The organism is Prevotella sp. P3-122, assembly GCF_002251365.1.
Lineage (GTDB): Bacteria > Bacteroidota > Bacteroidia > Bacteroidales > Bacteroidaceae > Prevotella.
This window is the reverse complement of the sequence record NZ_NPJH01000082.1, coordinates 81,229-96,053: the sequence shown is the minus strand read 5'-3', so window position 1 is coordinate 96,053 and position 14,825 is coordinate 81,229. Positions and strand designations below refer to the sequence as shown.

Genomic DNA, 14,825 nt, shown 5'->3' with positions numbered 1-14,825 from the left:
GCAGAGACGAAGATCTTCAGTATTTTTTGTTTGTTTCTCTTGTTAGAGAGCATCATTATGTAAGATGTGCTAAATGGGATAATCCACTACCGGGTTGGCACGATTTGCCAGTCGCTGATAGTGCGCCTTTCATCATCAAAGTTGATGCCCACTTTTACGATGGGAAGTCCGCACATGGCGAAACGTGCTGGGTAGTCCTTAAGGTCAATCTGCTTCATGGCAGCTGCTGCCGACTTGTTCATTTTCAGTTCAAACAGATACAATGCCTTGTTAGTGCGCATCACCATGTCCACGCGGCCAGAGGGTGTGCGCACCTCCACATCTGCTATATAGTTGGATAGAAGAGAAAAAACGATGAACATTACCTGTTGGTAGTGTCCCTCGCTCGAAGCATTGTCGCAGTAGGGTACTGTTTGCAGGAACTTCTGCAACAGGGAGAGTGCGCTGTCTACATCATCATTGACGATAAGCTGCGCCATTTTCCGGGCTGTGTTGTTCACAACCAGTGTGGATGTCTGGACATACGAGGGTACAAGCGACCTCAGAAGTCCAATTCTTACTTCTTTATTGGGTATGGATAGTGTATAATAATTAAAATTCTTATTGTAGTCCTTGATGGTGATGTAGCCGCTCTGATACAGTAGCGGTGTGATGCTCTGCATGTTTTCAGTTGGTGCATCAAAGTCGAAAGCCTCTGCCTCAATATTCTTTATCTCTGATGGCAGCACATCAAACTTTCTCAGCATTTCTATCAGATAGGTAGGTGTACCACTGGCAAACCAGTAGCTGTCGAGCCTTCTGTCCTGCATGGCATTGAGCAGACTGAACGGGTTGAAAATATCAGGTGATGGCCATGTGAAGTGATAGCCGTCATATTGTTTTTTGAGCTTTTCCACCATTTCCTCATGACCAGTCTCCTCAGTCTTGGCAAACACATCAATATAGTCAGCCATCTGTGTCTGCATTTCCTCCACCGTGATACCGCAGATGGCAGCAAATTCAGGGAGCATACTGATGTTCTTCAGATTGTTTAGTTCGCTGAATATACTCAGTTGCGAAAACTTGGTGATGCCCGTTAGGAATACAAACCTCAGATAGGGGTCACAGTCCTTCAGCGGACTGTAGAAGTTGCGCATCACCTGACGGAGAATGGGCAACTGCTCGTTCTCATGCACCACATCTAAAAGCGGAGCGTCATACTCGTCGATGAGCACCACCACCTGTTTGCCCGTCTTGTCATATACGTTCTTGATTAGATCTTTGAGCCTTATGTTGGTGTCAACCTTGTCAGAGTGCAGTCCAAAACGTTCTTCATTGTCAGACAGAATATCCAACAGATACCTTTCCAGCTGTTCCTTCTCCATGTGCTTACCCGAAGCAAGGCTGAACCTCAGCACAGGATGTTGCGCCCACTCCTTTTCCAACTGTTCAATGGCAAGCCCCTTGAACAGTTCCTTCTTTCCTTCAAAATAGCTTTGCAGTGTAGATACCAGCAACGACTTGCCGAACCGCCTTGGGCGGCTCAGAAAAATATAATTGCTTTCACTTACCATCTTATGGATATACGCTGTCTTGTCTATATAGAGATATCCACCCTGAATGAGTTTGTCGAAAGTCTGTATGCCCACAGGCAGCCGTTTTAGTTGCTTCGTTTCCATATCCGTCTATTGTTATACGCTTGCAAATATAGTCATTTTTTCTCAGAAATGTCCTGTGTGTTGATAAAAACACAAGTTATTCAGCTATTTTGTCTTTCATCAGTTCTGTATTGAGGATAGCCTTCCTCTTCCCGTTGAACGTGTGTCGGCGGTTGCTTGTGTTAATTACGCAAGCGAGCAGAAGAAAGTAACAAGGAACGGAACCGTGAAGTCGACAACGAAACCATGATATATGGACACTATGACAAGGCTTTGACCTGACACACGGGTAATTATGGGCAAGGTGGTGTCCATGGTTGTAGCTCCCCCGACGCTTATTGGCGCCAGCTTGCCGAACCGTGCGGCAAGCAGAGGGGCAAGGAGCAGGGTGACAAGCTCGCGGATGATGTTGGCAAGAAGGGCAATGGTGCCAATCTCGGCACCACGGTATTGGGTTATGAATATGCTCGAAAGGGAATAATAGCCAAATCCCGAGCCAATGGCAAGACAGTCTGTAAGCTGCCGATGAGGCAGGAACAGCGAGACGGCAAACGTTCCGGCAAGCGTGCCTGCTATTGTTACGAGCGGAAGCATGAGCAGCAGAGGGTCTATACCGCAGAACTGCCTCGTTATGTCGCTGTCGTTACCCACAGACATGCCGACACAGAACATCAGCAGGCAAAGGGCGTAGAAGCTCCAGTTGTCGTCGATGATACCAAGAGGCAGCATACCCGTCTGGGCACAGACTATGCCTGCTATGAAGAATGCCGTAATGATGATGCTGCCCTTCATGGCCTCTGCCTCCTTCCCTTACAGACTTTTCTCCACATCATCCACGACAGGAATATACTTCCGGCAATGCCTCCCGCAGAAAGCAGCAATGCCTCCAGCCCCAATGTGCCAATACCAGATACTACCCGGCTGTCCGAGCCAACCTCGATGCCAAGAAGAAACAGCAACGCCCATACAAGCAGTGTTGTGACTCGTGGCAGCCAGCACAAACGAAAACGCCGCAGGCATCGGCCCACGACTACACCAAGCAGCATTATGAGTACTATCTTCAGCATGTTATGGTAGTTTGGCTCTTTTTGGCAATTATTACAGGATTATTTCCCTTACAACCTCGCCATCGTAGGTGTTTACTCTCAGCCGCACTCTGTGTCCTGTGGGCAATGTGTCGACAGGAATACTTACGAAGAAACGGGAAGTGTAATATTCCGGCACGCCGTTCTGGCCATGCAGCAGACGGATGGCATATACGCCTGTCTGATCCGAGACGTAATCGCCGTCACGCATTACCGATATCCATTGCCTGGCATCTACGCTGTCAGGAACACCTGTCTTAAGCAGCAGGCCGATGTTGACATAACGCCCGTTGCGGCTTGCCCATACGCTTTCCAGTCCCACAGGGTCGGTGGCCACTTGCTCTACCTTCTCTGCAGGTTTCAGCACGGGAACCATTGCCAATGAGAATGCCTTGACGGGATTTCCCACCTTATTATAATATAGCAGCCCACGATAGACAGTGTCCGGGCGTGTCACCCATGACGGCCTGATATTAGGCAGCAGCCCGAGGGTATCATCGTCATCGGTAACAACCCTCGTCACGAGGGTGTCCGCGGAGGTATAGGCATCGACAAACTCCGTACACAGATAGCTGTACTTGCCATCGCCAGTCTCGTACCCCTCATTGGTACAAGAGACTGACGACAGCAGAGCCATAAGCGTAGGAATTATAGCTTTTCTGATGCCTGCCATAGGCTATGATATCGCAAGTTTGTTTATTGCCGGGTTGGCGTACATCCTTAGCATGCAGTCAAGAAGGAACTTGTCGTCCTTATTCGGTAGCTGTATCTTTGCCATCTGTCCGGCGAGGTATTTCTCGAATGTTGCCTTGTCATCAGCCGAATACTCTGCAGCATGAGCGTTCCCGCCCTCAAGCATGTCGAGAGCAACGAAGTTGATGGGGTAGAGGCGGTAGTTGGCGTGTATCTCCTTGTCAATATGGGTAGCAATAAGCGGGAAAAGCTCCGTCTTCGGTGTGTCGGGAGCTATCTCCTTCAGCCAGGCGTCTATACATGGTGCGCAATGGTAGTGTATGCGGCCCTTAAATCCCATGATGCCAGTTTGCATTGACACCACGTCGTCCTGTGCCGACTTCTTCCATCCTGGCACGTCGCGCTTGAGTTGGAACTCCTGCGCCTTGAGGAAGTCGCATGGGTCGTACTCGTAGGATATGGCAAGAGGTACAAGATGGAGTTGGGCCAGCCGCTCGGCGACAGAGCCCTCTCCTCCTATCACCATCATCTTCAGTATGGCGTCCTGCGTGCGGTCGTTGCTGTCCTTGGCCCTTCCCTCACGCTGAGCTATCCAGATGTTCTCGTTCTTCTCGCTGATGGCATAGTGCATGTATTCCGAGAGCAGCTTGCTCGCCATGAGCATTTCCCTCATGGACAGGCTTCGCTTTACGATAAAGCTCTTGTTAACCCTTACAAGGTCCTTGACCCAGGGGAGCGAGAGGAGGTTGTCGCCAATTGCAATCTCGCATGTCGTGGCACATCCGGCATCGATGAGAAGCACGTCGAGCAGCGCGGAATCCAGGACAATGTCGCGGTGGTTGCTTATGAACGTGTGGCGCTTGCCGAGGTCGACGGCAGAGAAGTCTGCGTCGCAGCCGCGGCTTGCCTTGCTCAGCAGCTCCTTTAGAAAGCCGTAGCAGAAGGCTTTCTGGAAATCGAGATTAGTCCTGCACTGTCTCATCTTGGCCAGTAGACCCTCTGCAGGCACGCCAGGGTAGAGGTAAGCCAGCACGGCACGGAACTGTTCGTTGGAAACGAGCCGGTCGAATACCTCCGGCAACTCATAAGACTCGAAAGGTCTGATGTCATTGAACTTTTCAGGTATCATAGGCTTGTATGTCTGTTTGTTAGAACTGATTTTCCACAATCTCGCTCAGTACGTCCTTGATGTCAAGTCCGGCTGCACGCACCTGCTGGGGAATGAAGCTCGTGGCAGTCATGCCTGGTGTGGTGTTTATCTCCAGCATGTTTATCTGGTCGTTGCCCTCGTTGTCCTTGGAGATGATGTAGTCTATGCGTATGATGCCGTTGGCATGCAGTATGTCGTAGATGCGCGAGGTCTCCTCGGCAACTCTTCTGGCCGTCTCCTCGCTCAGGCGTGCCGGTGTTATCTCCTGCACCTGACCGTTGTACTTGGCATCGTAGTCGAAGAACTCGTTGCTGGTGACCACCTCGGTGGCAGGCAGCACTACTGTCTTCTGCGCCGTCTTGTAGATGCCCTGCGAAATCTCCATGCCGTCGAGGAAGCCTTCTATCATCACCTCGTCGCTCTCCATGAATGCCACACGAAGGGCGGGTGCCAGCTGGTCGGCATTCTTCACCTTCGATACTCCGAAGCTGGAGCCGTCGGCAGCGGGCTTCACAAAGCACGGCATGCCTATGCGCTGTGCTATCTGCTGCTCGTCGTAGCTGTCGCCCCGGCGCAGCAGTATGCTGTCGGCAACCCTCACGCCAAAGCCGCGCATATAGTTGTTGAGTACGTACTTGTCGAATGTCATGGCCTCGACAAGCACTCCGCTTGTACTATAGGGTAGGTGTATGAGGTCGAAATATCCTTGCATGACGCCATTCTCTCCAGGCTGCCCGTGGATGGTTATGTAGGCATAGTCGAAGTACACCGTTCTGTCACCAAGCACGAAGGAGAAGTCGTTCTTGTCTATATCGACAGTCTCTCCGTTGTCGAGGTTCACGTGCCAGTCGGTGCCCTTAACGTCAACAATATAGATTTCGTAACGGTCGTGGTCGAAAAAGGAGTATAGTCCCTGTGCCGACCTCAACGAAACATCGTGTTCTGACGAGTCGCCACCACACACGATGGCAATAATTCTCTTCTGGGTTTTCATTGTGTTGCTATATATATTATTGTAGCAGGAACTGTTGTCCTGCGGTTGTTTACTGTTCGTTCTGGCTGTTTCCGGCAATGAATGCGCGCCACTTGCTGATTAGTGCCTCCATATCGGCAGGCAATTCGGAGTTGAAGTCCATCTGCTGTCCTGTCAGAGGATGTACGAAGCCCAGGGTGCGTGCGTGCAGCGCCTGTCTGCCACAGAGCTTGAAGCAGTTCTGTATGAACGCCTTGTACGATGCGCTGCGTGTGCCGCGTAGTATCTCCGTACCGCCATATCGCTCATCGGCAAACAGCGGATGGCCGATGTGCTTCATGTGTGCGCGTATCTGGTGTGTGCGGCCAGTCTCAAGGATGCACTCCACCAGAGTGACATATCCGAAGCGTTCCAGCACGCGGTAGTGGGTGACGGCGCTCTTCCCTATCTCTGAGTCGGGGGGAAACACGGCCATGCGAAGACGGTCTTTCGGGTCGCGTCCGATGTTGCCTTCTATGCGTCCCTCCTCTTCAGTGAAGTTGCCCCATACAAGTGCATTGTAGCTGCGGTGTGTGGTCTTGTTGAAGAACTGCTTGCCAAGGTTGGTCTTAGCGTCAGGCGTCTTGGCTACCACGAGCAGTCCGCTGGTGTCCTTGTCTATACGGTGTACCAGTCCCACCTCGGGGTCGTTGGGGTCGAAGGACTGCATGTCTCTCAGATGCCATGCCACGGCATTGATGAGCGTACCGTGGAAGTTGCCGGCACCGGGATGTACCACGAGGCCTGCAGGCTTGTCGACCACCATCAGCACATCGTCCTCATAGACAATATTGAGTGGTATGTCCTCGGCAACGATGGTGTTGTCGTGTCGTGGACGGTCGAGCATCAGCGTTATCACATCGCCCGCCCTGACCTTGTAGTTGCTCTTCACGGGCTTGCCGTTGACATGTATGAAGCCCGCATCGGCAGCCGTCTGTATGCGATTGCGGCTGGAGTGCTGCATGTGCTCGGCCAGGAACTTGTCTATCCTCAATGGTGTCTGCCCCTGGTCCACCTGCAGTTTCCAGTGCTCGTACAGTTGCTGTCCGTCCCCAATGTCGCACAGCTCGTCGAGGTTGTCTGTCAGTTCAAAATCATTTTCCATCATCAGCCAATCTTTCTTACGACCGGTCCCTTGGCCGGTTGCTGTGACGAGGAGTTCTCCTGCTTTGGTGTTGTTCCCTGATGTTGCTTCTCTGTGTGCTGCTCAGCTTTAGGTTCCGCTTGTTCCTCCACAGGGTCATAGTCTCTCACCTCGTCGTCGCCGGTAGCCTCCTCGAAGCTGTCGAAATCGTCGTAGTCCTGCTCAACCATGTTTATGGAGTCTTCCTCGCTGAGCCGGCCGTTGCCGGCAACAATCACCAGCACGTCTTCTACCGACACCTTGTCGCCCGAGTTGATATTTACGCCCTTAACCTGTACTCCGTACACCCAGTCTTTCTCTCCAGGAATAAATTTCGGCTGGCCGAGCTTGAACCCCATTGATGTCAGCTTGGCTGTGGCCTCGCGCAGGGAGCTGTTGTCTATGATGTCGGGGAGCGTGAGGGTTGGAGAGTGTGAGGAGTTGATGACTAAATATATTCTGTGTCCCGACTTCACCCTCTCGCCAGGCTCCAAGCTCTGCTCAAGGACACAGTCAGGGGGCAACGTCTTCACATACCCCGTGTCGCTCACCACCATTTCTATGCCAAGGTGCCCGAGTATCTTCTCTGCGTCGCTAAGGCTCTTATGCCTTATATTTGGCACAAGAATAGTTTCGCCGTGATGCGTATATATGTCAAGACCATAGCGTACTCCAAGGAAGAGGAGCACCAGCACGATGCCCATTGCCATCAGGTTGCCCCAAAGATACTTGCTCTTGAACTTGCCAATAAATTCGGATGGTGTCATACGTTAATTATTTGTTGCAAAGATAATGCAAACGAGTGATATGTCAAAACAAAAAAGACTTTTTTTGGTTTTGCATATATGGCTCATTGGACAAAACGACTGCAAACAACAAAGGCAGCAAAGAAACAATCAGTCTCTTTGCTGCCCTTACGCTTCTTTGTAGCAAACAGGATTACTTTCCGTGGTGCTCGTCAGAAACAGTTAACTTCTTGCGACCATGACGACGGCGGGAAGCCAATACGCGGCGGCCGTTCTTTGTCGACATTCTCTCACGGAAACCATGTTTGTTCACACGGCGACGGTTGTGGGGCTGAAATGTTCTTTTCATTTTATTCTTGACTTTTTGATGTTATGTTCTGTGTAACCTTTTGATGCTATGTTCTGTGTAACAGCAGGCGGAACCTGCCTTTTGGGCTGCAAAATTACTCATAATTTTCCAATTGACAAAGAATAAAGTGATTTTTCGCCCACATTTCTATGTTTTTTTATAAAAATATAGTAACTTTGCACCGCAAAATTAGTGAATATACAAACATTTACACATATAAGACAATGATTAATTCACAGGAAATCAAAATTGGAACTTGCATCCGCATGGATGGCAAAATCTGGACTTGCATCGACTTCCAGCACAGGAAACCAGGTAAGGGCAACACTGTAATGATTACCAAGCTGAAGAATGTTTCCGACGGAAGAGTGCTCGAGCGCACATTCCAGATTGGCTTCAAGCTTGAGGACGTACGCGTGGAGCGTCGCCCATATCAGTATCTTTATGAAGACCCAACAGGCTGCATCCTCATGAACCAGGAAACTTTCGAGCAGATACCTGTCAACAAGGAGCAGATTACCGGTGTGGAGTTTATGAAGGAAGGCGATGTTGTTGAGGTTGTTACCGACACCAGCGACGGCACTATCCTCCTCGCTGAAATGCCTGTTAAGACCAATCTGCGCGTAACCCACTCTGAGCCAGGTATCAAGGGTGATACAGCTACCAACGCTACCAAGCCTGCAACTCTGGAGACCGGCGTTGAGATTCGTGTACCTCTCTTCATCAACGAGGGCGACCTTATTCAGGTTGACACACGCGATGGATCTTACCTCAACCGCGTAAAGGAATAACATCCTGTTGGCAGCCTGTGGCTCAGGCCTCTGGCTGTAGCCAGTATACATCATAGCAGCACTGTGCGGAAATCACTCCTGCACAGTGCTGCTTTTTTGGTACGCTCAGCATGAGCATTAGCTAACGGGTGCGAGTCCCGAGTGAGCCCTAATAGCGGGAATCACATAGCCAAGGGCAAGGGTGTCCATCGCGAGGTGGAATCTGAAGGAAGCCGGCGGCAAACATCTGGTCTGACGAACAGAAACTTCATACAAGGCATATGACCGTGGGTAAGGTTGCCAAACGAACTGAAGCCCAATAGCTATTCGGAACGGTTGGTGTAAATGAAGCAGACATAAGATGGAAAGTTAATGCCCTTATCTGAGGAGGTCTCACGGACGCATGGCGAAGATGTACCCATTCGATGTGCCCTGACGGAGTAAAGCTTGCCGTGAGAAGTCAGCAGAGGTCATAGTACCTAAGACACGTGTGTCTATGGGGAAGGACCGAATCGCGCAGTGCAATAGTAAATGACTGCTACCCTTGAGACTCTTTTGTAGTCAGATGTCCGAAAGGAGCTTCCCTACTCACCACGATAGGACGGAATCCGACAATAGAGTAGGAGTGACGCTAGTCCGAGGGATGGCTGAAAACAACTTGCCACACATCGTGAGATGAGAAAGCGCGAAACCGCCGTATGCGGAACCGCTTGTACGGTGGTGTGGGAGGTCGGTAAATGTGAAAGTAGGAGGCAAATGCCTTTCTATGATTAGCATTTACCTCCTACCCGATTTGTTCCAACCAGGCGGGAGACTCTGTATAAGGCAGATTTTCATCGAAGAAATAGGCCTTTCCGGGACGCAACCACCCCCCCTTAGAATCGTCGTTATAGAAAGTTAGCGTATTTTCATAGTATAATACATATAATGTATTCTTGAAGTAGCCTGAGGTGGGGTTAGCCATCGAAGCGTCGGTTTTGAGAGAAGTGTAAGATTCTTCTCCCCGGAGATTTTCACATCCTGAGAACATCCTATCGTCCTCTTGCAATACGCTACTATTCCAGTCGTCATTGCAGAATATGTTTATCAAGGCTTTGCATCCATAGAACATTTCACTCATGTTGGTCACTTTAGATACGTCGAAATTTGACACGTTGAGCCTTGTCAAGGAAGAGCAGCCGAAGAACATCGCGCTCATATCGGTCACGTTTGACGTGTTGAAATTGACCATGTTAATGAAGGGTAGGGAACTGCAATTTTGAAACATTCCGTTCATGGTGGTCACACGGTCGGTGCACAAGTTCTCTTCGCCAAGAATGCTCGAGAGATTCCCGAAACCGGAAAACCATTTTTTCGTAGTAGTCGGCTTAAACACCTGAAATGATTTGTCAAAGACAACTTTTTTGATGTCATATTGAATCGTCCAAATAGGGCAATCTTCCAAACCTTCAATAGGCCAGGTTTCATAGATACCGTATTTGGAACCGGTGCGAGTAGCCCTGTCGGTGCCGTAATAGAAGGTAAGAGTACCGTCGTTCACCACGACGTATGCCTTACTGGTAAAATAGCCCGTGGCAGCGTTTGCCATCTCTTCGTTCCACTCGTAATCTTTGTAGTGAGCGATGCCTTTGAGGCTATTGCACGCGTTAAACATATATGCGCCGCGATTATTTCCATCATCCCAGTCTTCATCGCAGTATATGGTGGTCAGCTTAGAGCAGGCGGCGAACATATACTCCATGTATCTCACTTTTGCCGTATTGAAATACGAAACGTCGATTGTTTTCAGTGATTCACAGCCACAAAACATCCGAAACATGTTGGTCACTGAGTCGGTGCACAAGTTCTCCATGCCCTCAAATGACACCACCTTTGTGCAATCTAAGAACCAGTTTCTAGTAGAAGTAGGCTTGTAGGCTTTGAATGAGCTGTCGAAGACTACCTTCGTGACGCGGTCGTTGGGTGTTGTTGTTGAGCTTCCCGCCCAAGCCGGAATTTCTCTGTCATCAGTTCGCTTGTCATCAATGTCGTAGTAGGTGGTGCGGGATCGTGTATCCCATTTGGCATCATAATAGAAGGTAAGTGTGCTGTCATCTTCTACCACATAGGCCTTCCATGCCTTTGCCATTGCCGTCTGCGGCAGGAAGACAAGGGTGATGAACAATACGGATAGGACCGCGAGCATGTTCGGTATAAATTTCTTCATTTCTTCTGTACCTCCTCCTGACCCCTTGATTGGGGAACGCCTTATAGGAGGTTGAGGCGTTTGGGTTTATGAATTATTCTTTTTGCTCTTGAGTTTCCTTTTCACAAACTCATTTCCTTCTGAACTGGAACGAAAACCTCATAGCCAAGGGCGCGGAGTTTCATACTGGATGATTTCTCTGTGTTATTCTTGACTATGGCGATGTACCAATTGCGCTCGTTGACGGATACGCCTACAGCGCGGCTCGCACTATCAGCAAGTCGGCATGAAACTTTGTCTTTCCCTTATATTTGTTTCATTTGTCTGTCAATGCAAATGGCAAAAGACTCTCTGCAAAACAGCCTCGCAAGGATCCTTTTTTGCCCAAAGTGTATATCTCTGTAATAGAGAGATGCATTAAAACGGTGCAAAGGTAAGCAAAATGATTTAACGAACCAAATATTTTGTCTATTTTCCTTTCTTATGTGAAATAATAATTCAGAAAATGCTGCAAAAGCTCAAAGTTTTAATCTTTTTGTGATTATTTCGATAGATATTTTGCTTGCTTTAATTCCAAAGTGCATCTCTCTATTACAGAGATATGCATTAAAAACAACTTACTAAATTTTATTATTTCCCTATTTATTATATATCATCAAGTATGAGACGATTGGCTTTATCCACTTTTGATTTTTGGATGGAGTCAAGGTAGACTCTCGTCGTTGTTTCACTATCATGCCCGAGCCCTTCACTTATAATGGACAAGGATATTCCTTTGTTCCTAGCTATAGTTGCCCATGAATGACGCATTACATAAGTTGAGAGGGGTATGGATATACCTATCATCTTTCCAATCTTTTTCAAATGGCGGTTAATGCGTATCAGTTGATTCCTGTACTGTTGTCGTTCTGCGCAATTTTCAATCGCTATAATAGGCAGAAGATATTTTGTTGGACTCTGATACTTATCCACAATAGTACCTATCTCAGGTACGAAGGCAATGGATAACTCTTGGCCTGTTTTCTTCCTGCGATATGTTATATAACCATCTGCCACGTCTTTTTTGCACAAATATGCCATGTCAATAAAACTCATGCCTCGCGTATAGAAACTGAACATCAACATATCGCGCGCAAATTCGAGTGCAGGGCGACGAGACAAATCTACAGTTTTTATCTTGCGAATTTCCGAAATGGAAATAGCCCTTTTCCTCGTCTTATCAATGCCAGTATATACAATATGGAATGGCAACCTATCAACAGTAAGACCTTCTTTAACAGCTAAATTGTAGGCAGAGCGTAAGTTACGCATATAGAAAGAACTCGTGTTCCGCGTTACACCTCTTGATTTGAGAAACGCCTCATATCGCTCCACCACTTCTGTCGTCATCTTAGGGAAACTAAGGTCTATACCATTACGGTATTCCATAAAGCTCCGTAATGTACTTTCCATGGTCTCCCCACATCGCGTACGTCCTAATTGAGAATACTTTTCTGACAGTCTTCTCATAAACTCAAACACCCCCTTTCCTTCTACAGTACTGCCTTGGAATGCTTTCACAAAATCGTCTATACAACTCTGGTTCTTTTTAAAGTAATTAGCCAAAAGGACAAAACGTTTCATTTCCCATTCCAAATCATTTCGGATAGAAATGAGATAGTTGTAGTTCCGATTGTCATTACTTGGAAGAACAATAGTTTTTTGCTCTTCACTCCATTCTTCGGGATAAATACGAAATCCTGTATCAATTTGCCGAGTTTTACCATTATAAACTATTCTGTATAACAATGTTCCTTCTTTACCCAAATCTTTAGATGCTTTAAAAAATAGTGCTATTGAATCCATAATTTACTCTTTAATGATTTTACTTGTATAATCTGACAATATAACTTGATAATAATGTGGGAAGATTACTCTTCAAAAATGAACTGTGAAATGATGATGTGACGGTTATTTTGTCATTATATCATTACTTAAGTTTCTCATGTGATAATTCTCTGTGTATAAGGGTTTAAAATAAGGTTCATCCGACATTTCGAGTGATTATCATTTATAGCAGTCTGGTCTGTATTTGTTACCTTCATTGCCGCTAAGGTTACAAATCTTGTCTGTGGCGTATTCGTATTTGCGGTTCATGCTATATCTCGAGTGACAATATATTGTTGCGTGGTCTATGCATATATATATAATTGCCGATAAGGTTAATAACCTTAAGGCCGTAAGGTTATTAACCTTTCAGCCGTAAGGTTATTAACCTTTCAGCCGTAAGGTTATTAACCTTATCAGGGTTGCAAACGTATTCATGTCCTATGGCAAACTATTTCACCCACTTCAGTTAATAATAAACTTCAAGAATAATATATTTAAGTTTCGCATGTGCTCCGCTAGGCTGCCGCTTCGCTTGCGAAGAACTTTAGGAGTTCTCGCTTAGGCGAGCGGCAAAGCCGAAACTCGCTTAGGCGAGCGGCAAAGCCGAAACTCGCTCCCTTTGGTCGCTTAGGAAGTTAAAAGACAATTCTTTTGCAAACGAGAGCAGAGCCAAGCTTGTTTGAGCTATGCCGAGTGCAGCTAAAGAATCGACGAAGACAATTCTTTTTCAAACGAGAGCAGAGCCAAACTCGTTTGAGCTATGCCGAGTGCAGCTAAAGAATCGACGAAGACAATAGTAAAAGCCTGGCTTAAACATACGTTATTTATCTCCTCTTTACTACTTGCTAAAGTTGAGTAAAGAATAATATTCACCATCTCAATGCCCTTTCCGCTTCCATGGTTTATATACAGACACAATGGTTACGACGGTCAGCAGCACTATTTGGAGCAGGCCAGCATAGGCATTTGTACTCACGTTATGCCAATATTGTGCTGCATCACCGTTGCCCTCCATGATAGCCTTGCCTACCAGCACATTCTCCTTTACCAATGGTCCCATGTGGAACGTGCCGAGCAGAATCATGAAGATAGTTAGTACCCATTTCACCGTGAGCCATCTGTGCTTGAAGAAGCCCCAGTTAGTAAAAACGCCATAGACAATACCTGTGAGCAAACACCCGATAGCTCCAGGAACTAGTATCTTCATGTCAATGGCTTCCAGTATCTCTGCCATCCAATACATTCCTGCTGCATCCTTTACCACTACAAGGTGCCGCAACAGATTCATGGATATGGCAGAGCCAAACCAAGCTATGGCACATACGAGGTGTACGACTTTCAATGCCTTCATTCCTTTTGCCGATAGTTTCTTCATTGTCTTATCATCTTTGATATAACCTACTTCGTCAACGTCCAACCATGATCGCCATGGTAAATCATCTGCCTGGTCATGCCACCGTCGACGCAGATGTTCTCGCCAGTGATGAAACCAGCCTTTTCGGAACAGAGGAAAAGTACCATGTTGGCAATGTCGAGAGGATTGCCGACACGGCCTGCCGGTTGCTGGTAAGCATCGGGACCCTCATACACTTGATAGTCCGTATCTATCCATCCTGGAGAGATGGAATTGACACGAGCCTTGCCTGCAAGACTGACGGCAAGGGCATGTGTGAGTGCTGCAATACCGCCCTTCGCAGCCGTGTAGCTTTCTGTCTGAGGCTGACTCATGCGGTCGCGAGAAGATGAAATGTTGACGATGGAAGCTCCTTCTGCAAGATGATCCTTCAGGAGTTTCACCATGTAGAAAGGCGCTGTTACACCCACTTTGAGCGCATACTCAAATTCTTCGTATGAGCATTCGTCAATGCCTTTCATCAGGGGTAGGGCGTTGTTCACGATGAAATCAACCTTGCCGTATTTTTCGATTACCAGTTTCGTGAACTCCTCAATAGCATATCTGTTAGAGAGGTCGCCAACAAAATGATCCAGTCCTTCTTGCTTGTCGATGACTTCTACCAGGGCCTCTTGCTTTCTGAACTCTTCGGCAATACATTTGCCAATGCCTTGTGCGCCACCGGTCACGATGACTACTTTATCTTTGTATTCCATATACTTTTTCTTTTGCGTCCATTGTTTAGATGATTTAATGTGTTATTATTATAGGTGGGTTCTATAAATTCCCACCGTCAAAAGAGTTAACAATTAT

At 47.5% G+C, this 14,825-nt stretch carries 14 protein-coding genes; 1 reads left to right on the top strand and 13 read right to left on the bottom strand.

The genetic code is table 11. From position 1 onward, the window contains the following. Positions 1-86: 86 nt before the first annotated feature. From CIL02_RS13710 to rpmH, 9 genes are all read right to left on the bottom strand, one after another. The gene (locus CIL02_RS13710; protein ID WP_094402549.1) at positions 87-1,658 is read right to left on the bottom strand and encodes an ATP-binding protein; all 1,572 of its coding nucleotides are present in this window, start codon (positions 1,656-1,658) and stop codon (positions 87-89) included. A 165-nt stretch (positions 1,659-1,823) separates the two neighbouring features. Next, positions 1,824-2,429: a lysine exporter LysO family protein gene (locus tag CIL02_RS13705; protein ID WP_094402547.1), complete on the bottom strand. Its 606-nt coding sequence runs from the start codon at positions 2,427-2,429 to the stop codon at positions 1,824-1,826. Beyond that, positions 2,426-2,704 carry a LysO family transporter gene (locus CIL02_RS13700; protein ID WP_094402545.1) on the bottom strand — a complete coding sequence of 93 codons (279 nt, stop codon included), beginning with the start codon at positions 2,702-2,704 and terminating at the stop codon, positions 2,426-2,428. The genes CIL02_RS13705 and CIL02_RS13700 overlap by 4 nt, the downstream gene beginning before the upstream one ends. Positions 2,705-2,735: 31 nt before the next feature. Continuing rightward, entirely contained in the window at positions 2,736-3,395 is a 660-nt protein-coding gene (locus CIL02_RS13695; RefSeq protein WP_094402543.1) for a NigD-like C-terminal domain-containing protein, read from the bottom strand. Between the two features lie 3 nt (positions 3,396-3,398). Beyond that, entirely contained in the window at positions 3,399-4,544 is a 1,146-nt protein-coding gene (locus CIL02_RS13690; RefSeq protein ID WP_094402598.1) for a 1-acyl-sn-glycerol-3-phosphate acyltransferase, read from the bottom strand. A 19-nt stretch (positions 4,545-4,563) separates the two neighbouring features. Further along, complete coding sequence (locus CIL02_RS13685; RefSeq protein ID WP_094402542.1) at positions 4,564-5,559, bottom strand: D-alanine--D-alanine ligase; 996 nt, start codon at positions 5,557-5,559, stop codon at positions 4,564-4,566. 49 nt (positions 5,560-5,608) lie between these two features. Further along, on the bottom strand, positions 5,609-6,685 hold the full coding sequence (locus CIL02_RS13680) for an RluA family pseudouridine synthase (RefSeq protein WP_094402540.1): 1,077 nt from the start codon (positions 6,683-6,685) through the stop codon (positions 5,609-5,611). Then, positions 6,685-7,467, bottom strand: a complete 783-nt coding sequence (locus CIL02_RS13675) for a PASTA domain-containing protein (RefSeq protein WP_094402539.1) — start codon at positions 7,465-7,467, stop codon at positions 6,685-6,687. The genes CIL02_RS13680 and CIL02_RS13675 overlap by 1 nt, the downstream gene beginning before the upstream one ends. A gap of 172 nt (positions 7,468-7,639) precedes the next feature. Further along, a complete protein-coding gene (gene rpmH / locus CIL02_RS13670) occupies positions 7,640-7,795 on the bottom strand; it encodes a 50S ribosomal protein L34 (RefSeq protein WP_094402537.1) in 156 nt (51 codons plus the stop codon). A 224-nt stretch (positions 7,796-8,019) separates the two neighbouring features. Between rpmH and efp the strand changes: the two genes are divergently transcribed. After that, positions 8,020-8,586: an elongation factor P gene (gene efp, locus CIL02_RS13665; RefSeq protein ID WP_094402535.1), complete on the top strand. Its 567-nt coding sequence runs from the start codon at positions 8,020-8,022 to the stop codon at positions 8,584-8,586. Positions 8,587-9,349: 763 nt separating this feature from the next. Here the strand turns inward: efp and CIL02_RS16560 are convergent. The 4 genes from CIL02_RS16560 to CIL02_RS13635 form a co-directional block, all read right to left on the bottom strand. Further along, complete coding sequence (locus CIL02_RS16560) at positions 9,350-10,750, bottom strand: BspA family leucine-rich repeat surface protein (RefSeq protein ID WP_206073515.1); 1,401 nt, start codon at positions 10,748-10,750, stop codon at positions 9,350-9,352. A 645-nt stretch (positions 10,751-11,395) separates the two neighbouring features. Beyond that, positions 11,396-12,595 (bottom strand): site-specific integrase, encoded by a 1,200-nt coding sequence (locus tag CIL02_RS13645; protein ID WP_094402531.1) that lies wholly within the window; start codon positions 12,593-12,595, stop codon positions 11,396-11,398. Positions 12,596-13,496: 901 nt separating this feature from the next. After that, positions 13,497-13,994: a DUF2269 family protein gene (locus tag CIL02_RS13640; protein WP_141210241.1), complete on the bottom strand. Its 498-nt coding sequence runs from the start codon at positions 13,992-13,994 to the stop codon at positions 13,497-13,499. A 23-nt stretch (positions 13,995-14,017) separates the two neighbouring features. After that, a complete protein-coding gene (locus CIL02_RS13635) occupies positions 14,018-14,728 on the bottom strand; it encodes an SDR family oxidoreductase (protein WP_094402527.1) in 711 nt (236 codons plus the stop codon). Between the last annotated feature and the right edge of the window lie 97 nt (positions 14,729-14,825).